This is a genomic window from Paraglaciecola sp. 25GB23A (assembly GCF_040012495.1).
Taxonomy (GTDB): domain Bacteria; phylum Pseudomonadota; class Gammaproteobacteria; order Enterobacterales; family Alteromonadaceae; genus Paraglaciecola.
On sequence record NZ_JBDYKM010000001.1, the window covers coordinates 348,345 to 372,570 of the forward strand.

18 protein-coding genes are annotated in these 24,226 nt (G+C 40.2%); 9 read left to right on the forward strand and 9 right to left on the reverse strand.

Translation table 11 applies throughout. From position 1 onward, the window contains the following. The first annotated feature begins 127 nt into the window (after nt 1-127). From ABKW31_RS01485 to ABKW31_RS01500, 4 genes are read left to right on the forward strand one after another with little or no spacing between them, the layout of a single operon-like run. Nucleotides 128-3,835 (forward strand): ATP-binding protein, encoded by a 3,708-nt coding sequence (locus ABKW31_RS01485; protein WP_348614385.1) that lies wholly within the window; start codon nt 128-130, stop codon nt 3,833-3,835. Continuing rightward, nucleotides 3,832-4,467, forward strand: coding sequence for a hypothetical protein (locus tag ABKW31_RS01490; protein ID WP_348614387.1), 636 nt, complete (start codon nt 3,832-3,834; stop codon nt 4,465-4,467). Before ABKW31_RS01485 ends, ABKW31_RS01490 begins: the two co-directional genes overlap by 4 nt. 34 nt (nt 4,468-4,501) lie before the next feature. Beyond that, nucleotides 4,502-5,722 carry a phosphoenolpyruvate carboxylase gene (locus ABKW31_RS01495; RefSeq protein WP_348614389.1) on the forward strand — a complete coding sequence of 407 codons (1,221 nt, stop codon included), beginning with the start codon at nt 4,502-4,504 and terminating at the stop codon, nt 5,720-5,722. Nucleotides 5,723-5,727: 5 nt separating this feature from the next. Continuing rightward, nucleotides 5,728-6,582 carry a hypothetical protein gene (locus ABKW31_RS01500; RefSeq protein WP_348614391.1) on the forward strand — a complete coding sequence of 285 codons (855 nt, stop codon included), beginning with the start codon at nt 5,728-5,730 and terminating at the stop codon, nt 6,580-6,582. A gap of 12 nt (nt 6,583-6,594) precedes the next feature. Here the strand turns inward: ABKW31_RS01500 and ABKW31_RS01505 are convergent, their stop codons facing one another. Together ABKW31_RS01505 and ABKW31_RS01510 are read right to left on the reverse strand one after the other, a co-directional pair. After that, a complete protein-coding gene (locus tag ABKW31_RS01505; protein WP_348614393.1) occupies nt 6,595-7,221 on the reverse strand; it encodes a LysE family translocator in 627 nt (208 codons plus the stop codon). 154 nt (nt 7,222-7,375) lie between these two features. After that, nucleotides 7,376-7,933, reverse strand: coding sequence for an NAD/FAD-utilizing enzyme (locus ABKW31_RS01510; protein ID WP_348614394.1), 558 nt, complete (start codon nt 7,931-7,933; stop codon nt 7,376-7,378). A gap of 153 nt (nt 7,934-8,086) precedes the next feature. On the opposite strand from ABKW31_RS01510, the gene ABKW31_RS01515 reads away from it, so the two are divergent. After that, nucleotides 8,087-9,847 (forward strand): monovalent cation:proton antiporter-2 (CPA2) family protein, encoded by a 1,761-nt coding sequence (locus ABKW31_RS01515; RefSeq protein ID WP_348614395.1) that lies wholly within the window; start codon nt 8,087-8,089, stop codon nt 9,845-9,847. Between the two features lie 4 nt (nt 9,848-9,851). Here the strand turns inward: ABKW31_RS01515 and ABKW31_RS01520 are convergent, their stop codons facing one another. From ABKW31_RS01520 to ABKW31_RS01535, 4 genes are read right to left on the reverse strand one after another with little or no spacing between them, the layout of a single operon-like run. After that, nucleotides 9,852-11,462, reverse strand: coding sequence for a TIGR03016 family PEP-CTERM system-associated outer membrane protein (locus ABKW31_RS01520; protein ID WP_348614396.1), 1,611 nt, complete (start codon nt 11,460-11,462; stop codon nt 9,852-9,854). Beyond that, nucleotides 11,462-12,349 carry an XrtA-associated tyrosine autokinase gene (locus ABKW31_RS01525; protein ID WP_348614397.1) on the reverse strand — a complete coding sequence of 296 codons (888 nt, stop codon included), beginning with the start codon at nt 12,347-12,349 and terminating at the stop codon, nt 11,462-11,464. Before ABKW31_RS01525 ends, ABKW31_RS01520 begins: the two co-directional genes overlap by 1 nt. Beyond that, nucleotides 12,346-13,926, reverse strand: coding sequence for an XrtA system polysaccharide chain length determinant (locus ABKW31_RS01530; protein WP_348614398.1), 1,581 nt, complete (start codon nt 13,924-13,926; stop codon nt 12,346-12,348). The genes ABKW31_RS01525 and ABKW31_RS01530 overlap by 4 nt, the downstream gene beginning before the upstream one ends. Nucleotides 13,927-13,954: 28 nt before the next feature. After that, nucleotides 13,955-14,590, reverse strand: a complete 636-nt coding sequence (locus tag ABKW31_RS01535; RefSeq protein ID WP_348614400.1) for an XrtA/PEP-CTERM system exopolysaccharide export protein — start codon at nt 14,588-14,590, stop codon at nt 13,955-13,957. Between the two features lie 172 nt (nt 14,591-14,762). On the opposite strand from ABKW31_RS01535, the gene ABKW31_RS01540 reads away from it, so the two are divergent. From ABKW31_RS01540 to ABKW31_RS01555, 4 genes are read left to right on the forward strand one after another with little or no spacing between them, the layout of a single operon-like run. Next, complete coding sequence (locus tag ABKW31_RS01540) at nt 14,763-16,175, forward strand: TIGR03013 family XrtA/PEP-CTERM system glycosyltransferase (protein ID WP_348614401.1); 1,413 nt, start codon at nt 14,763-14,765, stop codon at nt 16,173-16,175. A gap of 3 nt (nt 16,176-16,178) precedes the next feature. Next, a complete protein-coding gene (locus ABKW31_RS01545; protein WP_348614402.1) occupies nt 16,179-17,027 on the forward strand; it encodes an XrtA system polysaccharide deacetylase in 849 nt (282 codons plus the stop codon). Nucleotides 17,028-17,078: 51 nt separating this feature from the next. Then, on the forward strand, nt 17,079-18,566 hold the full coding sequence (gene xrtA, locus ABKW31_RS01550; RefSeq protein WP_348614404.1) for an exosortase A: 1,488 nt from the start codon (nt 17,079-17,081) through the stop codon (nt 18,564-18,566). 35 nt (nt 18,567-18,601) lie between these two features. Then, on the forward strand, nt 18,602-19,450 hold the full coding sequence (locus ABKW31_RS01555; protein ID WP_348614407.1) for an FkbM family methyltransferase: 849 nt from the start codon (nt 18,602-18,604) through the stop codon (nt 19,448-19,450). Nucleotides 19,451-19,470: 20 nt separating this feature from the next. Here ABKW31_RS01555 and ABKW31_RS01560 read toward each other — a convergent pair whose 3' ends face one another. The 3 genes from ABKW31_RS01560 to ABKW31_RS01570 all read right to left on the reverse strand — a co-directional run bounded on the left by ABKW31_RS01560 (nt 19,471) and on the right by ABKW31_RS01570 (nt 24,225). Beyond that, nucleotides 19,471-22,371 (reverse strand): hypothetical protein, encoded by a 2,901-nt coding sequence (locus ABKW31_RS01560; protein ID WP_348614410.1) that lies wholly within the window; start codon nt 22,369-22,371, stop codon nt 19,471-19,473. 113 nt (nt 22,372-22,484) lie between these two features. Further along, nucleotides 22,485-23,570: a right-handed parallel beta-helix repeat-containing protein gene (locus ABKW31_RS01565; protein ID WP_348614413.1), complete on the reverse strand. Its 1,086-nt coding sequence runs from the start codon at nt 23,568-23,570 to the stop codon at nt 22,485-22,487. Between the two features lie 73 nt (nt 23,571-23,643). Beyond that, on the reverse strand, nt 23,644-24,225 hold the full coding sequence (locus tag ABKW31_RS01570; protein WP_348614415.1) for an acyltransferase: 582 nt from the start codon (nt 24,223-24,225) through the stop codon (nt 23,644-23,646). Between the last annotated feature and the right edge of the window lies 1 nt (nt 24,226).

A 24,226-nucleotide genomic window follows, 5' to 3' on the forward strand; every position in this document is an offset into this window, starting at 1 on the left:
TAAAACCAGACTTGCTAGGGTATGCATTAGCATTAAAACTCGGTAATATTCGGCCCATTCTTTTTGCTAGCCACTCAGCATTTTTGTGCTGTTGGTAAGCGTTAATTTAGCTAGTAGTAGGTTGTTTATGCCTGGTTTACATCGCATTATTCTTATTGATACTCATCTACCCGGCGTGGTGGAATTAAAACTAAATGGTCACACTAATATTTGTGGCACAAACGCCTCGGGTAAAACCACCTTACAACGTTTGATCCCGGTTTTTTATGGCGAATATCCTAGCCGAGTTGTGCCGGCGACTCGCGATAGTTTTGAGCGTTGGTATTTGCCGCGTGAATCCAGTTTTATTATTTACGAATATGAGCGTAATGAGCTGGACTTATGTCAAGTCGTCTTGGCCTCTGGCGGCAATGGGGTGAATTATCGTTTTATCGGTAAACCTTTTGAATTAAGTGACTATTTGTTTAAAAACAATGCGGGCGAACATGTCAGCGTGTCGATGAATGAACTAGCGCGCAGCTTAAAACGATCTAATATCTTGGTCACCAACCTGCTTAATACCAAAGACTACCGGGCGATATTGCAAAATGACCGCGGGGTATTAAATGGTTCAGCCAATAACCGAGAGTTACTCGGTTATGCACGTATTTTTAGTTTATGCGATAGCAGTCATCATTTGCGTCATATCGAAAAGCTAGCCAAGGCCGTGCATTCAAAAGAAGGCAAGATGGAAACCATCAAGGCCATGATAGCTGCCATCTTGGAAGAAGATGGCGTGCAACCGCCTACCTCGAGTTTAAGTCGCAATCGGGTTGAAGATTGGATCCGCGAATGTCATTTAATCAAAGAGTTTGATGAAATTCGCCCGCAATTTGCCAAGTTAGAACGGGCCGATCATGAACTCAGTCAAAACGAAGGGCGTTTAGCCGAGTTGAAATTACAATTTGATTTTGACCTGAGTAAATTAGCCGCCAATATTATTAAGTTACAAGGTCAGTTTGACGAGACTTTACTCGACGTCAAAAAACAAGAAGGTGAGTGGGCCAATAAACGTGATGTGCTTAATCAGCAGTTGTCTGCCGCCAAAGCCGACAGCCGTAAACTTGAAAAAGATCTCGAACAAGTCGAAAAAGAATTTGATGACTGGCAAAGCCAAGATATTGAAACCTTGCAGGCTAATTTGCAATTGCTGCCTCAATGGACAAGTGAACTCGACACGGCCAATACTCGCTATCAACTATTGACCGAAAAACACCAAGACGTTGAATCTGCCTTTAATAAACGCATTGCTGAATTAACCGAAAAGCTAAATTTGGATCTTGAAGCTTTTGGCGAGCAAAAGCAGCAACTACAAGACAAGTTATCTGAGCAGAAATCGCAAGAACAACAGCACTTACAAGAAATTAAACAAGACTTTGCTGAGCAACAAACCCAGTTAAATGATGAATTTCAGCAGCGTTTAGGCGAGCTTAAAATTCAGCAGGCGACCTTAAGTGCCAGCATAAAAAATGCCGGCTTTAGCGAGTTTGAACAAAGCCAAATCGACTTACTGGACGCCAGTATCAGAGAGTTGAGCCTGATTGAAGATGATACGCGCGACAAACTGCGCGCGGCCCAGCAAGGTTATCAAACAGCACAGCAACAGCGCAGTAAAGCCAATGAGGTGTTGGAGCAAGCAAGAAAACAGTATTTACAACAGCAACAGCAAGTGAATAAAGTTGAAGCCTTGTTATACCCTGGTCATAACAGTTTGTTAGAAGTGCTGCGTAAAGAACAGCCTGGCTGGGAGCAAAAACTGGGTAAGGTCATTCATCCAGAATTACTTAAACGCAGTGACTTAAAACCCAGTTTTAGCCAAAAAAACGATAATCTTTTTGGTTTACAACTAGAACTTGGCAATGTATCGGTGCCTGAATATGCCCAGTCTGAGCAAACCTTACAACAGCGTTTACATGAGGCACAACAGACTTTGGCCAGTTTGTTAGATAGTCAAAATGACGCCGAATTATTGCTTGCTAAAGCCAGCGAGGAAGTGCGCAACAAAGAATTACTCTGCGCTAAATGTGAAAGTGATACTCGTACAGCTGAAGCCAAGCGGAAGCGTGTGCAACAAGACAAAGAGCTATTGCAGCAAGAATACGCCCAAGCTCTAAGTGAGCGTAAGCAGCATAATAAAACCGCCCTAAAGAAAAATGAAACACAGCAAAGCAAAGAACAAACCTTGCATGCTGAGTCTAAACAGGCCTTGCAAGATCAACTACGTGAAGCTCAAACTGAACACCAATTTCATTGGCAACAACTACTAGGTGACACCCAGCAACAAGTCAATCAGGTTGAGCAATATATTCAAAAGGCTCGGCAAACAGCAGCGCTTGATAAGAAAAAATCTGAACAGTGGTTGGCTGATGAATTAGCTAATCGGGGCGTGGATGTGGATGAAATAGGTGGTTTACAAAAACTGATCAAACAGCTTAAGCAGGATATTCAGCATACCGAAACCCATCGCCATAAAGTGAAAGATTATGAACATTGGTACAAAACTATTTTTACTGGGCATAAACTCAGTTGGCAGCAGCAACTGGCAAAAGCCAAAAAAGTGGCCAGCACTGCCGAGCGCGAGTTAAGCCAAGAACAAGCCGCGTTTAAAGCCTTAATAGGCCAGTTGAAAGAACAACAAAGCGAATTTGAACAAGGTCTAAAAACCGCTAGAGAACAGGAATTAGATGTCCAGAATATCAAACGCTTATTAGCTAAAATAAGCTTAGTAGCGGTGGAGTTAGCCGCACAGAATACCGGCTCAGAAACCTTAAATATTGCCCAGCGTATTTCTGAAGGTCAGGCCCTATTGCAAAATCGCGAAACATTGTTGAGTGATATTAAAGCCTATGTCGAACATTTTGACCAGCTTATTGCCGCGCAGGCTGGAACAGGTTTATCGGATACCTGGGAGCGTTCGCGAGAAGAGTGTGCTTATGTGAATGATAAGGGCATAAGAGGGGTGGATCACCGCCGTTTGGTGAGCCACTTAGCCCGTTTGTTAAATGAAATTGTGCCACAAAAAATGCAAGGTTTACGTGAACAAGGCAGAATTTTTGGGGCGGATTTAACTCAGTATTACAACGTACTGGAAGACATTGATAAACGCATTGCCAGTCAAAGCAAACGCATCAGTAAAGAAGTTGATGATGAACTGTTTTTAGAGGGTGTATCGGAGTCAGCAGTTAAAATACGTTCGCGCATCAGTGAGTTAGAATTTTGGCCAGAGCTCGCACAATTTCAAAAACTCTATCACGAGTGGATGAGTGAAGGGGCCAATGAGTTGCCAGACGATGATTACGCCCAAAGTATGCGCAAGGTCTTAGATATCCTAGGGCGGGCGGCCTTAACTGGCGGGATCAGCAAGTTACTCGATATCGAATTACATTTACGTGAAGGCAACAGTGATTTGATCATACGCACCGATCGCCAACTGAATGAGTCCTCTAGTCATGGTATGGCTTATTTGATTTTATGTAAGTTTTTATTGGCCTTTACCCGTTTATTACGTGGTAGCGCCAACGCGACCATTCATTGGCCAATCGATGAGCTGGGTACCCTGCACCAAAGCAACGTGAAGAAAATTTTTGATGCCTGTCAAAACAATAATATTTGCGTTGTGGGCGCCTTTCCTAATCCTGAATCAGAAGTACTGACCTTATTTGAAAATCGTTATCTGATTGATAAAGGTACACGGCAATTACAAGTGGTTGAGCCTAAGGTGAGTGCCATTACTGAACGCCTTAAACAGGCTAAAGCTCGTCAACAGCAGACCAGTAAACCGGAGGCACAAGCATGATCACTGAACAAGGCCGTATTTTAGAATTATTGTTGTCTGGTGCTTTTATCTGTCAAATTAGTGATGAAGAGGCTTGGCGTTATTTAAAAACCTCGGGCAACAGCGACAAAGTCGAAACTCAGCTGAATATACTCAACCGGACCTTGGCCAGTGCGGCTGAGGGGGATGTGTTTTTTGCCGCATATCAGAGTTTGTATGATAACGAACGCAAGCAACTGGGTAGTCAATTTCAAGAGATATCCAGTCAACTGATGCCCTTGGTTGAATGGCTATTATTGGTGCAGCAAGCCAATGGGTCCGATGTGCCAGTCACGCAAGGGGCGGCAATTCGTTTAAACGAATTGCAAACCACCATTGAAGATACCCCAGCCTTTGCCGAACAGTTAGAAAAAATCTCGCGTAATCGTTTATTTGGCTCCACCAGTACTCAATTGGATGGCCAACTTAAATTGGTATTTAACCGCTTAACTCAACTTGGTTACTTGCTAAAACCCAATGCTGAAAAACAAATTTATATCGGCACCGGTAAAATTGAGTATTTGTATGACGTGCTGAAATTTATCGATGAAACCGAAGCCTTGTCCTTAAGCGAGCAAGCCGAAAACGCGGTGCAACAGGGCAACTTATTATGATTTTGCTGCTAAGTAAGCTGAGGAGTTTTGGCCTATGAACCAACATTTGCAACAAGCGGGCGTTAAGCTACTTAATGCCCTTAGTCGCCATGCTGAGATGATTATGCAGGTGTATTTGTCAGGCACCTTGGATGAGAGTAAATATAGCCCGAAAGTCATAGAAGGCCTTTGTCAACTGGGTATCTTGTGGCGGCCAGAGTCAGATACACAACTGCGTTTAAAAAGTGCCGTGCGCAATCTATTAGAAGGCAGTTTACATGATGAACGCAATCGTCAAATTGATGCCAATATAGGTTCGGCGCTGGCCAGCTTAAAAACCTTGGCTCAGCACTACAAAGAAGCCCTGTATCATAACCGCTATGCTGAAGTTGATGCGCATTTATCCGACTTAAGCGAACACGTTTATGCCTTAACGGAGTCCTTATCAAATAGTGTGCGTTTATTGTTTAGCCGGATTAACAATGAATTTGGTTATGTATCGTCTATCGATGCAAAAATTCGTGAAAACGAGTTAGCGCAAAGCCAAGTGAGTGAATTGCTTAATCAACTTGAAATGTTTCGTTTTGATGAATTAAGTGAACTGGCTGGCAGTAATCGTGAGCTTCGTCATTTGCTAGTGGTGATCTTACAGCACAGTTTTTCAAAAGTGATCCAAGAGTTGTCGATCGTGCAAGCGCGCTTACTCGAGTTAATCGGGCGTTTTCGTGAATTTAAAGGCCGCACCCAGTTACTCAAAGGCTTTCTATTGCACATGGAACAAAAGCCCGACTTTAGGCCAGTCAATTACAGTCAACTTAGCCAAGTGCCGATGTTATTTAACCAAGCTGCGGCCCTAATTAAACCGGCGGCAGTGGATGTGCATCGCATTGAACATGAGCAAGATTTACAACAATTAGTAGGTGCGATAAAAGCCTTTAATCGCTCCAATACGGCCAATCAACCAGAACGTGCTGCGCAAAAAATTAATGTGGAACAACAAAGCGCTGCACAATTTGCCGAAGACAAACTAAGACTAGCGGTAGAGGCTTATTTTTGTCAGGTAATCGACAGTGGTGAACGTTTGACTGCCCTCGATTATCACCAACAACACGAGCTGGAATTTGATCCAGAAGTATGGATTTACCAAGTGGTCGGCGGTTACCAGGGTTTAACCTTAGAAGAGCAAAGTTACTTCGCCTTAGACACTAATGGCGAGGTTCATCCAATCTATTCAGGCAACTACATTATTCGTGATGTGGAACTGGGGTTACGGTAATAGCAATGGAACTGGGTAAATCAGAAATAACTGCATTAAGTCGCTTTTTTCGTGATGAGTCCAAGTTATTACTGAGCAGTAAAGGCAAGCTAAAGCAGTGGCTAGAGCAGAATTTTGATTTGTATCACAATGGTAAAGGCTTTGTGTTTGACGCAGCGAGTAAAGAGCAATTACGCAGCGAAATTGAGTTGAGCTATCCGCGATTGAATATGCGTGCAGGCTTGCCCAGCGAGCAAGACAGAATTGCCATTAGCCAATACATCAATAATGAAAAATTGGCAGATATAAAGCCGAGTGATCATCATGTACTGGTTAAAAGCCACAATACGCCTTTGATTATTGCGGGCGACACATTTCACTTGCCCCAAGGCACGAGTTTGCGCCTTGCAGTTGATGATATCGACTTTAGTCAGTTCGCTTCGATTATTATTGTGGAGAATCTCGATGTATTTGATGTGTGGCACAAGATCAATTTGCAACACAGCATACCGTCAAGTTTAATCGTTTACCGTGGTCATGAGCATGCCACAGCCAAAGGCCTTAAGTTGTTATTGGCAACCCTACCCAACAATATTGCGGTCATCATGTTTGCTGATCTCGACCCTAAAGGTCTAGAAATAGCACTTACCACCGAACGAGTGATAGGGGTATTAGCACCGAGTATCGACGATATTAATAAGCTTTTACTTGCTTACTCACAATCTGCGGTCTTTTTACGCCAACATAGTTCCGTTACTTATATAGCGCAGCGCCAAAATATTGCTTGGCAGGGGGTATTGGAGTGCGTGCTTCAACACAAACTAGCTGTGATGCAGCAAGTATTTGTTGCCTTGAATATGCCCTTGATTTGCTACAAATAAGCCAGCATTCACTCAGGCCGTCGCCATATCAAATAGTTCTGTCACCACTGGCACCAAAGATAATAACAACAAGGTTGCCATCACAATATTGAAAATTCTCAGATGGCGCGGACTGGCTAAATAACGCTTTAAGGCTGTACCAAAACCAAGCCACAAAAAGGTGCAAGGTGTGCCAAAAGCCAAGAAAAACATAGCGATGATAGACACCTGCAAGAGATAACTTATATCTGCCACTGTGTAGGTCACAATAGCGCCAATAATCATGATCCATGCCTTGGGGTTAACCCATTGAAAAAGTGCCGCTTGTATGAAGCTCAGAGGCTTCCCTTGTATTATATTCGACGTATCCGCTACCAATGGTGTCGTTTGACTCGTTGCGATGCGATAGGCCAAATAAGTGAGATAAATAATCCCAGCTAGTTTGAGCCAAATTAATAAAGCAGGCACTTGCACAAAAAGCTGACTTACGCCTAAACCAACGGCAATAATCATCAAAGTAAAACCAATATCAATGCCTAATAAATGCGGGAGACTGCGGCGAAAACCATAATTAACCCCAGAACTCATGATCATCAAATTATTGGGGCCAGGGGTAATGCTGGTGGCAAGAGTAAACAGAAAAAGAGCACTGTATTCCATGGTATTCGGCTGATGGTTTTAATCGGGAGGGTATTGTGCGATGGCGCAGGGCAAATGCCAAGACAAGCTTGCATTAAAACTGGCCAATAGATTTTTGGAGTAAGTAAAAAACGTGGAGCAGCAAGTTTTACTTGCCGCTCAGGTATTTAAGAGTCTAAGGCATGACTTTCATCAGATGACTAAATCGATCTTGGCTTTTGACTACCCAGCCTGGGGTTGCTTTGCCGGTGCCAGCAAAAAGCAGTTTTGGGTGACGAGTAATGATGGCGTCTAAAATGGATTGTTGCTCCTGACTTATATCTACAAAAAAAACATGTTTACCTTTACTCAGCAGCTCTTGAAATTGTTTAAATTGATGGTTGGGTAATTGGATACCAATTAATCCACCTTGCCATGTGCAAAAACCCAATACGACAAAGGCGGAGAATAAAAAAGGTACCCAACCAACCGCACTTAGGTGCCACTGCATTAAAAAGGCAACCGCCAAAAGTATACTTGCACCGAAAAGGCCAAATAGCGCGCCTATTTGGGTTGAGCGCACCACATCTTTTTTCAATACAGGCTCTATGGCATGTAAGTGATGCTTTTCTACTTCGGCATCATTTTCACTGAGTACATGAAATTGTGGCGTCTTGATACCTTGTTTTTGCAACTCACTTTCTAAACGCTCTAATTCATCTAAATCGTCGCTAATATAATAATGTCTTTGCATGATGCTTCTCCAAAAAAGTTTGATTGATTGGCATAAGACCGAAAACCTTAAGTATAGCAGCGTTTTGAAAATGTCTCGGACCACTTGTTAGTTATGCCATTTACATAATTCTGATATGCTATTTTCAGCAAACAATGGAATAGTAGAAAGTCGATGACAGGTCTTGGTTTAGGGTTGGTATTTTTGGTCGCCACTGTGGTGGCAGTGCCTATTTTTAAAAAGTTAAAATTAGGCGCCATACTGGGTTATTTGGTGGCGGGGTTGGTCATCGGGCCGCAGGTCATGGATTGGGTAAACGACCCTCAAACGATCTTACATGTTGCTGAATTAGGTGTGGTGTTATTGCTGTTTCTGATCGGTTTAGAACTCGCCCCCGAAAAATTGTGGAAAATGCATAAACAAATTATCTTTTCCGGTGGTGGGCAATTAATTGTTAGTGCCTTAATTATTGGCGCAATTTTGTATTTCTTATTAGGTTTTAGTTTCGTTATTTCTAGCATTATCGGCTTGTCATTAGGTTTGTCTTCAACCGCATTTGCAATACAACTAATGACTGAGCATAAAATACTCAAGTCGCCACCGGGCCAACAAGGTTTTTCCATCTTATTGATGCAAGATCTCGCCGTTATCCCCATTTTGCTCTTAGTAGAAAGCGTGTCGACGACTAATATTACTGGCGGACCCGAGTGGTGGGTGAGTATTCTGGCGGTAGCAGGTATATTGGTTATCGGACGTTTTTTAATTAATCCATTTTTAGGCCTAATCTCCTCCTATGGTAGCGCCGAAGTGATGACTGCGGCGGCACTGTTAATTGTTATTGCAACGGCCTTAGGTATGGAAGAGGCTGGCTTGTCGATGGGGATGGGTGCTTTCATCGCCGGAATACTTCTAGCCAACTCGACTTTCAGGCATCAATTAGAAACCGAAATAGAGCCCTTTAAAGGTTTGCTATTAGGATTGTTTTTTATAGCCATTGGCATGAATTTGGATTTAAGCCTACTAGTCTCTGAACCGCTATTTATTATCTGTGCCAGCGTTATTTTGGTCTTGATAAAAACGACAATTATTTTTGCTATTTTAAAAGCCAACAAACAACTCACGACTGATGCCATGCGGATTGGACTGATGTTGTCCCAAGGTGGCGAGTTTGCCTTTGTCGTCATGGCTCAAGCTGCCAGTAACGGTATATTGCCCACTGAGGTGGCAGCCCAAGTTACCCTTATTGTTGGTATCTCAATGGCGCTTACTGCTCCTTTGGTCATATTACATAGTCTTTGGTTTACCAGTAAAAATTGCCCTGCGGTGTATGACAGTCACAGTGATGAAAGTGAACCTCAAGTGATTATTGCCGGTTTTGGCCGTTTTGGACAGGTCAGCGGTCGCATATTGGCTGCCAACAATATTCCCTTTACCGCCTTAGACAAAGACGCCAAGCATATTGAGTTTGTAAAGCAGTTTGGTAATAAAGTGTTTTATGGTGATGCCTGCCGCTTAGACTTATTAGAAACCGCAGGTATAGAGCAAGCTAAAATTTTGCTGATTGCCGTAGATGGTGAAGATGAAGGCTTAAAGATCGCTGAATTAGTTCATCATAACTTTCCACATGTGCGTATTATTGCTCGGGCTAGAAATCGTTTTGCCGCCAGACGTTATGCTGAAATTGGCGTTAACCACTATGTGCGTGAGTTATTTGCTGGTGGGCTTGAAGCCGCCAGCATGTTGTTGACAGAATATGGTTTTAGTGACGAGCAAGTAAGAGAGATGGTGGATATCTTTGCCAAACATGACAAAACCCTGCTAGATAAAACAGTTCATGAACAGATGAGTATGGATGACTTAATCAAAACCAGTAAACAGGGTAGGGAGGAATTGGCGACCTTGTTTAAACGTGATCGCCATTTAAATGAGAAATAATGAACTAGAAGGTGTAGTTGAGGCCCACTGTTAGACGGTTATCGGTTATGTTGCGCTCACTGCTGTCAGAGTCTCTATCTAAATATCGAAAGGAAGAACTAATAGAAGTCCTTTTACTTACGTTTCTATTTAAACCAAGGGTTATCGTTAAAGTATCCTCGTTGCCAATTGCATTCTCAGAGTCACGATTTCTTTTCGATAAGTTTGTGGTTAAGGACAGAGTAGTAGACTTTGCCAACTGGTAACTTGCATTAACTGAAAGCGTTTTGTTTTTTTGTAAGCGTTGAGACTCTAAATATTCGGTGTTTGCATAACGATAATTCAAAGATAATTTAAGTTTTTTCTTGTCATAGCCTAAGGCAATTTGCCCTACTTTATTTAAAATTACTTCATCTGTTATATCAGACGTAATATCGTTATAACTTCTAAACTCTTCTCCTGGTTCAAGAACATAGCTTAAGTCATTAGGTTGAAAACATTCAAAGAATTCTATTGAACCGACGGGACAAACGAATAAGCCAAGGGAAACTTCTGAAAAGCTGAGTCTAGAATAGGAAGTAACGTCCTCACTGTATGACATTGAACTACGAAAAGACTTTAAATTATAGCTTAAATTAGCGCTATAAGCATCACCATAAAAACGCTTGCCGTATTCTAAACCAAGTCTAGTTCGTTCGGTAAAGGCCCAGCTAGAACTCAAGCCTAAATACTTGGTTTCTTGTAAATCTTGTTCAAGCTTATTATAAGATAACTCTATGTACCTTGCGTTGCTTGGAGACCACCTCAAACCGGCACCATAACTAGTGGTATCGATGTTTCTTCGATTTGCACTAGCGTTTTCTGATGAGATATTATAAGCAGAATCACTACCTAACAGCACAAAGCTTAAATCTTCGAATAAACCAAATCTTATGTTTCCATTTATTATCTGAGATTCAAAGTTTTGATTATTTCTGCGTGTTGTATCATTGTATTGAGCGCCAAAATTAAAACTAATACGTTGTAAATTTCTACCATTATACAAACTTAGTGTAAGACCTTTATTATCAGAGCTCAAAGCCGAACCATCGTTAATTGAGTTATCTGCCGATGTTTTAGAATAAAGTGCCTGCCAATTAACACCTACAAAACTTGGATTTGGGGTTGTAAAGTTAAGCAGTCCAGTATGTTTCTTAGTTTTGGATAGCTCATTGGCAGATAGAAGTCTGTCTGTAACAAATCCATCTAACTGACTTCCTGCTCGATAACCTTGGCTAGCATTGACTGACAACCTGAGCATATTTTCGATTAAAGTTGCGGTGGAGTTTAAATTATAATCAGTGTAGCTTCTATCGTACGCTTCATCATAACCACCTTGCTCTACTTTTGTGTGATTAATGGTAAAGTCACCATAACCCCCCTTACTTTGAAAAATGGAAACTAAGGAAGGATTCACAGTAAGTGCGTATCCCTCTTGGTTTTCTTCGTTATCTCTTTTGGTTTCATAAACTATCCCTTTGGTATTTAGAGCCTTATTAAACGTTAATTCGCCTGCAATTAGCGTATGAGGCACTAAAAGTGTCGTTGCAATGATAGCTCGAGGAATTAATTTAAAATACGAATCTGCCAAAGACACTAACGAGCTCCCGCATAATAATATCCATAACCAGTACCATCGCTATTAGATTGTTGTGATTTATTGACCACGAAACCAATGGCCATTTCTGGGTTCAATTGACTGATAGCTTTTTGGATATCATTCATTTTTGATTTATTCTCTTCCGTCACCACAATAGCTTGACCGGCGAGATTAGCAAGAATAGCTGTTTCATTAATGCCTAGTAGTGGCGGTGTGTCAACAATGACAATACGATCTGAATATCGATTTGCCATTTCTTCTACTGCTTGATACATCCTTTCACTTGCTAATAACTCGGTCGATAAATGGTGAGATTTCCCAGCCGATATAATGCGCAAGTTAGGTATATTCGTTTTACAAAGTATTTCGGCCAAGTTGTTTTTTTCACCTAGCAAAAACTCCATCAAACCTATTTCATTTTTTAGTTCTAAAGTGCGCATTACGTTTGGCCTTAATACATCCGCATCAACAAGTAATACAGTTTTATCTTGCTCAAGAGCAATACTGAGTGCCAAATTAATTGCGGTAAATGTTTTACCTTCACCAGCTCGAGAACTTGTAACCATTATTATATTGCTGTTCGTCAATGATTTAGATAAAGGTCCAAACGCGTTGTCAATAATTTTACGTTTTATCGCTCTATATTCTTCATTAATTAGTTGTCTACTTGTAGTAGTTGACACAAAACCTTTAGCACTCAATTTGTTTAAGTCTATTTCAATAAAATTAGCTGCCATAGATTCAGGTTTAACTGCTTCAGCCTTTGCGGATAAATGCTCTGCGCGTTCAATGGTGCTATCCGGCAATGGCGTTTTCACAATTTCGGGCTCTTTATTAGCCTGACTATTCTGCTGTTTCAATAATGCTTTCTCAATAGAATTCATGAAAAAATCCTCGCATATACATTAATATGAAGCAGTTCAAAACCAACTAACGCCGCAAAAGTGAATAAAATCACTCCACTTGAAGCAATAAATACCAAGAGCCTATTCCTATTACTTTTGCGAATTTCTTGTGTATTTAAATGACTCACTATGCCAAACACAGGGTAGGAAGTTAGGGATGTTAATTGATTAGCTCTGAGTAATATCGGGTTGATTTGGCTGATTAAAAAAGCAATGGCTAAACCAGAAGAAAATCCTATGAGTAACACTGCAATATATCCAATAAGCCTATTAGGACCACTCGGTTTTTGGGGAGCCAGCGGTGGGTCTATCACTCTAAATTTAACATCATCTGAGGATACTTCTGCTTTCTTAGATAGTTCATTTGATTCCTTTCTTGTCAATAACTCTTCATATTTCTTCTTAGTTATTCCGTAGTCACGATTCAGGGCTGTTGATTCGGCTTCTATCTGCGGAACTAAATCTATTTTTTGTTTGATAGCATTGATCTTAGATTCGTAGTCTGCCTGTCGTACTTTCAATGAAGCGATTTGTCCCTGCAAACGAGTGGCTTCTAATTTTAACTCGCTAGAAATTGAACCTGCTGGTGCGCCATTTTCATTATTTTCATTTGAAGAGTAATACTCTTCGATTTCTTTTTCTCGTAGTTCTTTTAACGACTGCAGGAGATTATTTGCTTCAATGACATCCGGATGAAACTTGGTGTATTTAAGCATTAACTGATCTAAGTTAGCTTCTAAACTCTCTATTCTGGTGTCATAGCGCGTCGTTAGCGCAAACTTTGAGTTAGAAGGCCTTACAGAGAATTGATCACCCTCAGCTCTAGAACCATTCGCTTCACCAATTAAGGTTTTCATTTGTTGTTCAGTTTCTTTAATCGTTAGTTTAGTGTTTTCCAATTCCTTTTCTAGCTGATTATAATTCTGTAAGAAAGAACCTTGATTGGGTAACATATCGGCATATTTTCTTTTGAAGTCAGCTACCCGTTGCTCAGCTGCAACTAACCTGGTCTCGTATTCATCTATTTGCTCTTCAATAAATTGTGTCGCAGAGTCTGAGTCCTTACGACTATTTCCATGCGTACCCTCAACAAATAAATCTAAAGTTTCTTGTACAATAGTCTTAGCCATTTCTGCGTTTGGATTGAAATAAGATATGGTATAAATATTGTCTCTACCTGCAGATTTAAGTTGGATGTTGTTACCTAAAGAAGCTATTAGATTTTCGTATTCTGCAGCGCTCTTAGCGGTAATATCCAAATCAGCTTCGCGCGCTATGATCTCCAAATTAGATCGACTAAGAAGAGTCTTAACCATCATTGCAATTTCTTGTTGAGGGTTTGATTGAATAGCGAGTCCTCTTAATAATGGCTGTAAAACCGAACGGGTATCAACAAAAACCCTTGCTTCGGATTTATATACGTCAGGCATAGATGCGACATAAATAAAACCGATTGGACAAATTAACCACGAGCAAATCATAACATACCGCTTTTTTATCCAAACTCCCTTTAGATAATCGATAATCTGTTCAATTGTTTGTTGTAAATCCTGCATTTAAGTAATTTTCCGTATTATAGCGTTTCTAGAACCAAGCTTCAGGGATAATCAGAATATCACCGGGAAGAATATCGATATTTTGTAATATGTCGCCTTCTCTAATCAGGTCATCTATTTTTACAGTGTAAGTCTTTTGTTTGCCATCAATAGTCCTAACCAATTTAGCTTTGTTACCTGCCGCAAAATCTGTTAATCCACCCACTGCGATCATTAAATCTAACATGGTCATTTTTTCAACATAGTTGATGGCTCGAGGGTTAGTAGCTTCACCGATAACCCTAACTTGTTCACTGAGTGGCCCGTTAAATCCGTTCACACTCACTGTAACTCTAGGATTGTTTATATACTTTGAAAGTTGTTGTTCGATTTCGCGAGCCAACATTGTAGGTGTTTTTCCTGACACTGGCACATCTTCAACGAGTGAGGTGGTTACCTTACCATCGGGTCTTACGATAAATGACCCCGAAATATCTGGATTTCGCCAAACAAATATTGATACTGAATCCCCAGGACCAATTAAATATTGATAATCATCAACTGATGTCGTTATTGAGGGGTAGGTTGTGGCTGTTGGTAAAACACCATCACTACTTGCACACCCTGTAAGAATAAAAATAGGTAAAAAAAACAATTTGAACAATGCTATTTTGTTAGTCTTCATGTAAATTACGACTCCGTGTGTTTAAACTTGTTGTTCAACAATGTAACAAGTTTTAGACTTGCTCTACAACAATAATATATTGTTAATATTTAAAATTTGTCAGTATTTTACGTTCAATGCTCATAGATGAACGAACACTGTGTATTTTGCACAGCCCATGAGGAAGATGTAAATGAGTTTTGGTAATCGCAAAGAAGTTCGTCGCTCAAACATTTTAATGATGCTTGAGGCGATATTCGTTAGTTATGTAGGGTATTTATCCTTCGAATTAGTGACTCAATTTTACAGTTCTCCGCCCTTAGGTTTAGTTGATTTATTTACTGTTATTGGATTGTTTACGTTTTTGGTCGTAGTGTCAGCATTGTCAGTTGGCCTTTACGAAACTAAACTCAGAGAAACCTTCAGAGGTATTATTCGTCGTATTTTTGTCAGTGTGGCCCTCGCTTATTTCGTCATGGAAGTATTAAGAAATACCTTTATTAGTCAACTTGAAATCCATCAATATTTTTTACCTTTTTTTGCCGGACTTACTATCTTAGTCATTGTGATTTTTCGTTATTTTGTCAACAGACTCGGAATTTTGGGACTTGGCCAAACTAAAATCATCGTTATTGGCGCAGGTGAGAGAGCTTCAATAATCGAAAAACGTATGCGTCGCGAAGTTGACCGAGTTGGTTTTGAGTTATTAGGGTTTATTCCAATTCCAGGTGATAACCGCGAAGAAGGGATTCAAAATGAAAAACTTATTCATGTAAAAATTGATGAAAACTTTAGAAACTTCATTTCAGATAATGACATTGATGAAGTCGTTATTGCCTGCGACCAACGTCGCGGCACTTTGCCTGTTGAAATCTTGTTTGATTGCCGCCTAAGAGGCGTTGAAGTCACAGATTTACTCGACTTCATGGAACGTGAAACAGGGCAGATAGTTGTGAATTTGATGTACCCAAGCTGGGTTATTTACTCAAACGGCTTTAACTCGCAAAACTACTTACGTGATGCCCTTGATTACGGCGTTAATTGTATTCTTGCTTCTCTGGTGCTTCTAATTGCATGGCCCTTTATGTTGTTAACCGCCATTATTATATTTTTTGAAGATGTGCGTAATTCCAAGGCGTCCATTTTTTACAAGCAGGAAAGGGTTGGACTAAATGGAAAACTCTTCAATATTATTAAATTTAGAAGTATGCGACCTGACGCAGAAAAAGACGGTGCGAAATGGGCTACGACTAATGATTCGCGCGTGACCAAGATAGGTCTGTTTATCAGGAAGTATCGTATAGACGAGTTACCACAGCTTCTCAATATTTTTAGGGGTGAAATGTCTTTTATAGGGCCAAGACCTGAGCGCCCCCAATTTGTTGAGCAGCTTATAAGAGAAATACCTTATTACAATCAGAGGCATAATGTTAAACCAGGTTTAGCAGGATGGGCGCAGCTTAACTATCCCTATGGTGCGAGCGTTGAAGATTCGATGGAAAAACTTAAATTCGATCTCTATTACGTCAAACATCAGAGCTTGATGTTAGACATACTCATACTGATCCGTACGGTTGAAGTGGTTTTATTTGGCAAAGGACGATAAGCAATGAAAGATGCCGTACTCAATGCAATGACGGTTGATGTGGAAGATTTTTTTCATGTTTCAGCATTTGAATCGATCATTTCGCCAGAACAATGGAAAGATTATCAACCCAGAGTTGAGGCTAACACCAAAAGATTGTTAGAACTTTTTGCAAAACATAAGGTTAAATCTACGTTTTTTGTTTTGGGCTGGGTTGCAGAGCGCTATCCTCAACTTATCATAGATATACATCAGCAAGGTCATGAAATTGCCAGCCACGGCTATGCTCATAGACGGGCAACCGAACAAACTCGAGAAGAATTTACTACCGATGTAAGACGATCTAAAGATCACTTAGAAGACTTACTCGGCATAAAACTGACCGGTTACCGGGCACCCAGTTTTTCGATTGGTTATAATAATGAATGGGCGTTTGAGGTCCTAGCTGAGTTAGGTTTTAGTTACAGTTCGAGCACCTATCCAGTAAAACACGACCTTTATGGTACACCTGATTGGCCTCGATTTGCGTATAAACGCAAAGAAGGAATTATAGAGATCCCTATTCCAACTCATAGAATACTGGGTCGTCAAACACCCATCGGTGGTGGTGGATATTTTAGACTTTATCCTTATGGTCTAACCAAACTTTTGGTTAACAGTTACCTTAAGAAAGAAAAACAGCCTTACTCATTTTATTTTCATCCATGGGAAATAGATAGTGAGCAACCTCGCCTGAACAATGCTCCTTTAAAGTCTAGATTTAGACATTATGTCAATCTTGACAAAACCTATGGAAAACTAGAGCGCCTGTTGACAGACTTCTCGTGGGGTACCATGAAGGACGTATACAATATCGATGCTAAACAAAACTAAGGCCTAGTTAATGCCGGGTGTAAAGCATGAATTATCGCAAGGAATGAAACATTGTCGGTCAATAAAGTTTTTGTAGCAGGGCTTTTCTTAACATTATTTTGGTGTTTACTTTTTTGGCAAGGCATCACAACGGCTGTTAGCATCTGGCTAGAGTCAGATGTTTTTAATCATTGTTTATTTGTATTGCCAGGTGCATTTTTTTTGATGTACATGAATCGAGATAAACTATCGATTAATGAAATATTACCTAATCTTTGGGTATTACCACTGTGCATTGGTTGCTTGGTTTTATATGCAATAGGCTTAGCCGGCCAACTTCAATTGTTTATGCACATAGCTACTTTTAGTTTCCTACCTTTAGCAATTTGGGCCTATATCGGCAATAAACTTGCTTACAAACTGATGTTTCCTTTATTTTTTATTCTTTTTTGTATTCCAATTGGTGAAGAACTGGTACCCAACTTACAAGAAATTACCGCTGATTTATCAGTCGTTATGCTCAACTGGACCAGTATTCCGATTTACCGCAGCGGTCTTTATATTGAAATTCCCAATGGCCGGTTTTTAGTGGCTGAGGCATGCTCTGGTATTAGCTTTCTTATTGCTTCCATAGTGATTGGCAGTCTTTATTCCTACCTTAATATTCGCTCAACAAAACGCAGAATATTGTTTGTTAGTATTTCGATTTTATTTCCTATCATAGCCAATGCCATTCGCGTATTCGGCATAATAGTTATTGCCTATCTCTCTAATATGGAATACGCAGTTGGCGCAGATCACCTGATTTACGGTTGGTTTTTCTTTGCGTTTGTTCTTATTTGTCTTTTGGGCATTGGCGAGTTAGTGCGCGAAAAAGGTATAGTTGAAGAAAAGTTAGATACACTAAACCCCGAAATTACTAAGTCGCTCAAGACGAATAAAATCAAAGTGCTTTTTGCGATACAAGGCATCGTTTATTTAATTTTTCTCTGGTGGTTTAATAATATTCAACATCAATTGGAAATTGTTTCTGAACCCACGAAAATCCAACTAAAACTCGAGGGTGCAGAGTTATTAGAGCAGCACAAGATCAAGCAAAGTCCATGGGAGCCATTGTTCCCTGAATCATTTGATGCAGCTAAACTGATAATAAATGTTGATCCTCTTGAGCTTGATATTTTTGTAGCTTGGTATCCTGCAGGTCAGGGTGAATTGATCAGTTCATTAAATCGTTTTTATCAGCAAGAACGTTGGACGCAAGAATCTGTTACATCTATTTCAGTTTCTGAAAAGGCTAAGATAAGCTTACTGACTCTGGTAAGCGCAAATGAAACACGCTTACTCAGTTACTGGTACGTAGTGGATGGCAAAATATTTGGTGATCAAAAACTGGCTAAGCTTTATGAGATTTATCGCGTTTTGTTGGGTGAATATCGTGGTGGTGGTGTTGTAGCTATTTCGTCATCTATAGAGCGTATGTCTCTTGATCCGTACACCAAAGAATTTGAGAAAAACATCGGAAAGCTTATGCCTTCTCTCAGTCAGAGTTTTGAATTTTAGCCATGCTGACTAAGGTAAAATTTAACAGGTTCAACGTGCTTACTAATGCTTTATTATGTAAAATACAGCAGCACGATTGGCCGGGAAAATATCGTTTTTACCAGTGGTTTTCAAAAAGATTTGGCGATCACATTATTCAACATCAACTTGGTAAAAAAGCGTTTGTGGTACCGGTTGATGAGTGGTGTTTTTGGTTGGAATTTGGTCCGCAAAACTATTATTTGAATGAGTTTGTGCCTTTTTTTGACATCATAAATGCGTATGAGCAAGAGTTTATTTTTATCGATCTTGGTGCTGACATTGGCACTGTAAGTGCCTTGGCAAATGCCTACTGCCCTAAGTTACTCAATATTATTGCCTTTGAACCAAACCCTCAGTCGTATAATCTTTTACATACCAATTTAAGTAATATAAATAAACCCAGCCTTGCTATTAATGCTGCGGTATCTGATTTTGTTGGTAAAGCTAGTTTTAATCATTCGACAACATCAACTATCGATCACGAAGGCCATATTGACCTGACTAAAGAAGGTAATACTGCTGTTACCAGTCTCGATGCTTGGTTTGCGCAAAATGAAATTGAGTTACCATTGTTAGTGGTGCTTAAAATTGATGTAGAGGGACAAGAAGATGCAGTGTTTAGAGGTGCGCAACACCTGCTTAAACAATGTCAAAACTGTGTTGTGTTACTCGAAATTCATCCCGATGTGCTCAGCGCGAGCAATATGCAAGCTGAGCATTTATTTGAACAAGCTGAAGCTATTCGGCCTCTCACTTGGATGGTTCCACTGCTGGGAAATCAAATCGTAAACCGAGATTTACCTTTGTTTGACCAAGTGCCGCGTGGCCAATACGACATTATTGGGGTTTCATCCTTAAACTGACAAGTATTTGTCCTATCAATCTAGTTTTTTATCGGGCTCACCGTAAAGGTCCTAACAATTTTATTAATATTGCCTTGTTTATCTTTAATAGAAACATCTAACATAGCTTCTGGCAACATGGTTATGGGCGTTTTTAGTACATACTCATAAACACCGGGGCTGGTGTTTATGAAAAATTGACTTAATTGTGTGTTTGCTGCTTTATCATCTACATCAAAATTGGCTGTTACCGAGAAGCTTTTTAGATCGATACCTGAATAATAATCATCGAAGCCAATAATTATGCGGGTCAATGGTCCTTGTTGTTTACTTGATTTTGGTGAGGTTAAAGTGAGAGTTGGTCTAGTTTCATCTAAAAACCAACCGAAACCATCTTTGTCAGTATTTTTAGCGGTATCAATAGGACAGCCTAAATCAATCCAACGTATGAATGCGAGTTTTTGTGCGTCATCTAGTGGCGCAACATTAGAGTTAGGGGGGGGCATTATTGAGCCCGTATAATCGATATCAACCAAGCCCGTGTTTGCCCCAGCAGGAATCGTAGAGGGGTCACCGAGCACGGTTTCTGTTGGATGATCGGTATTGCTCCATCCATCTACTCGTTTACCTAAAAGTTTCCATGTTAATAAACTTCGACGGCTTTGAAACATACGGATATAACGGCTGGCATTGGTTTGATTCCAGCCAGGTTTTTTATTCTTACCAGCATACAAAACAGGCGGGTAGCCCCAATTAGCCTCCTTATCTGCACAGAGCCTTGCATAATCGTTAGGTATCAGGGAATTAGAAGGCAATTCAGTGTTATCTAAGCTCAGCCTTCCAGGGGCTTCCTCGTCACTCCCCTTATGGCAAGACACGCAACTGTTTTGTAATATTGGACGTATATCTTTGTAGAACTCAACATCGACAGCGGGGGATTGAGCATAAACTATCTTTGGTTCGCCTGAATTTGAGTGACTTATTAAAGGTGTGTTTTGGGTTAAATCCCACACTTTGTATTCTTTATTTGCCGCGGCAGTGTTTTCAAAATCTACTGGAATCTGACTATGAGCATGACATCCTCCGCAATTTGTTCGTACTTCTCCGGGTCTTACTTGATGCCAGGTTTGTGACATATTTAGTACACTGCCATTGCGGTCTAGGGCTTGGAAAGTAAAGGGGACATCGGCTGGTATTTTAGCTAAAAAGCTAGTGTCAGGATCTCCAGTATAATCTAACAATTCAGCGCCATCAGGTGATATTTTTCGAAGTGGTATCTCTCCTAAAATCCTGAGTCTCTCTCGAGCGTGATTGATATAAAATTCACTTCTATGATTACTTCCACCAGGACCATAATTTTTATCGCTGTAAGGTTCCATAGCTATGATTCGAACGGCCCAAATGTCGTCGTTGGAATATTTACCGGCATCTGCACCTTGTAATACCCAATTGCTACTTTTGCTTTTGCCTCTAGTATTAAATTCATCTAAGCCATCAAACGGCAATTTTGCTGCGTGTCTGGTGGCACCTGGCGACGATTCTCGATTGTAAAAACTCGATGCGCCTACAAGTCCATAAGGCGAACCTTTAGCGAGGTTTGAGTTAATCTTGCCATCATTTGGCAACCAAGCTAACTGTTTAGGCTCTTTAATACCGTGAATAGCTTCATATGGAACTACCGCTCGCGGCCAGACTTCGTTGTAGGCAGGATCATTTCTGACTTTTATTAGTTCTTTAGCATCTTTTACAATATTGCTTTTTTCAATTAAGTAAATACCTGAATCAACAGAAGGGAACGGCCAAGGTCGTTTTAATCTGTTGACTGGACCATCTGACCAGACGACCAATAAGTCGTTATCAGGCGCTGCAGATGGGTGAGTATACTTACCTTGTCCGTCTACCGCAGCACTATCTGAGGAGCTTGTAGTAGGAGTCACTGCGTAGATCCCTTTTGGTGAAAACGGGAGTCGATAAGGACGCAACTTCCCTTTTACTGTTTGTAGGATTGGGGGGGCTTGTACAGCACTAGCACTAAAAAATTGCGGATAACTCGGCGCTGACATATCTGGTAAAGCATAAAGGGTGCCAAAACCAAAATTATTTCTGTTGTAGTAGTCTTCGAAGATAAATTTTCCATCACTAATTTGGGTCATAAAATGAAAGACACTTGCGTGTCCAAAAGCACTCACTATAGGCTCCCAATTTTGACCATCAGGATGTATTGCCCACAAACCCCATAAGCGCAAATCTCGTAAACCCTGACTTTCGTAAGTGCTAAATACTACTCGACCGTCGGTTAGTGGTGTTGGGTGCAAGGCGGACCCGAGGGTCATTGGAGAAACTAACTCGACATTTTTACCGTCTTCATCCATGACAAAGAGCTGCAGATTAAGCGTTGTGTAAGCGTTAGCCGGTTTAAAGCCGTTACGATTACTAGTGAAAATAATTTTACCACCAGCAATTGGCGCTGGACCTAAGTTAAATATTCCATAACCTAAGGCATTATATTCTGGACCAGGGTTTGCTGGATTATTGGTATCCCAGTTGCCACTGCCAGTATTTGGCGTAAATTCTTGATGGGTTAATCTTATTATCTCTCTAGTCTCAATATTTATTTTATAAATATCTGCCCCTAAACGAGATAAATTGTTTTGTTGTGAATTAATATTATCTTTGACTAAGTCAGGAAAAAAACTGTAGTAAACCCAATTACCATCAAATGAAACAAAAGGATCGGTTACCGCGCCATACCCAGCGTCTACTAATATTTCTTCACTACCATCTGGCTTGAGTAACATGAGATCTGAACCGGGCGGAACAGAGGCTGGGCTAAAGGCTTCCGGCCACAGTGTGTGCTCATTATCACCTAAACGCGGTTGTCTTACATACACGACACTATAATCGATGGCTATGACATCGAAGCTCGCAAGGAGAAAAAGCAAGAATATTTTAATGCTTTGCTTTAATTGCTTTGGATTTAAAATTCGGAATAAAAACACAAGAAAACGAAGATTCCTTTAGTTAACGTAAATTGAGTAACCAGTCTAACAGAATACTACGGTGCATCGAATGCCCATTTTTTTATTTGCTCATCGGATAGAAAATCACTAATTAGATTGCTACGTTGATTATTGTTGACGGTGGCTTGGGCACCATTCCGTCGTCGAATTGCTTTGTTGGTCAAATTCTCGGAAATTGTGACGTTAGTGGTGTTTGAAAATCGATACTCTATGGCGTTAGGGTAGTCATGCAGTAGCAATATTTTATTGTTTTTCACTAGAGTATTTGGGCTTTCTTCAATGATGATACCAGCATCAGCATAGGGGTGCTGATTATTACTGTGAATGATCAGATTATTACTAATGGTACCACCAAGTGTTGGTCTGCCTTCTAAGCCAAAACCAATACCTCTATCGCAATTGATAATAATATTTTGGTCGACTAATGTGTGTTCAGTATTATTCCAAAAATGAATTGCATGTTCAGCAACATGGTTACTTGGACTAGCAATATTGCGAAACGTGTTGTGTTTAACTGTCCAATTTTTTCCTCCATGTATATCAATTCCACCAATATAATACTGGGGACCAATGCCCGCACTATAACTAAATTGACAATTTTCAATCAATCCATGATCGCTGGCGACTTTTGTTTTACGGTTATAACTGACTTTAAAAAGTTGCTCATAACTGTCTCTTAGGATGCAGTTTCTTAACACTGGAAAATCTGCATTTTCTTCTCCCGCTATTTGAACTAAATGATTGCCTGCTTGTTCAAGTGTTATTCCGTCAAGTGTGAAATATTTACCAGATACTCTGATTAAATTGTCTACTTTTTTAGACGCTCGCATGCCATTACCACTAATAATAACTTGCTGAGGGTCCTTTGATTGCGAATACAAACCGATATGGTCGCCGCTAATCACTAAGGTATTAAAAACAGAATAGTGGCCGTCCGTTAAAATTATGTCAGTATTACCCGTTTTATTGGCTAGAGTTATTGCAGTAAAAAGCTGATTTTCATTATTGACAATTAAACTTCGAGGTTCTTCATTAGATTGAACATGTGTTGATAAAATTGTGCATAGCAGTGAAACACAAATAGTAGAAAAGAAACTAGTGTATTTAATAGGTAAACCCATGGTGGTTGTATTCCCAATTTTTGCAGGAGCAAAATAAATTACTGCACATAGCAGAGTGATAAATCCCTCTTAGCTATTGTCGCATTTTTATAATTTTGGCCGGATTGCCGCCAACTATCGCATAGTCTGGTATGTCATTGACAACCACCGCGCCTGCAGCGACAACGCATTTTTTACCTATGTTTGCCATAACAATTGCACCGTTCCCTAGCCAACTGTCTTCACCTATGGTGATTTTAGTAAAACTTCCGCCTTGGTCTTTTAATGGTACATCGATATCAGAGAAATTATGTTGTGCTTTACCGCTTAATATATGTACCCCACTGCCAATTAGGCAGTATGCACCTATAACACATTTACCGATATTGCATTGTGGACCAATATACACGCCTTCTTCTATCTCTGTATTCTGTTGTGAAAACAAAGTACCAAAAGAAATGACCGTATCTTTATTACAGGTTTGCATACTGAGTCTAAAAAAAGCGACTCGTAAATAGGTGCCGAATTGACCTGGAATCAAGCTGAACAATTGTGAAAAAGAAGAGAAGACACGGTCTTTATCACCGATCAATAAATTTATTAAGTAGAGAATATAAAGTGGTAATGCTGCGACTAAAAAAAGAGCTTGAATAATAGATTTTAAGAGAGTTTTCATG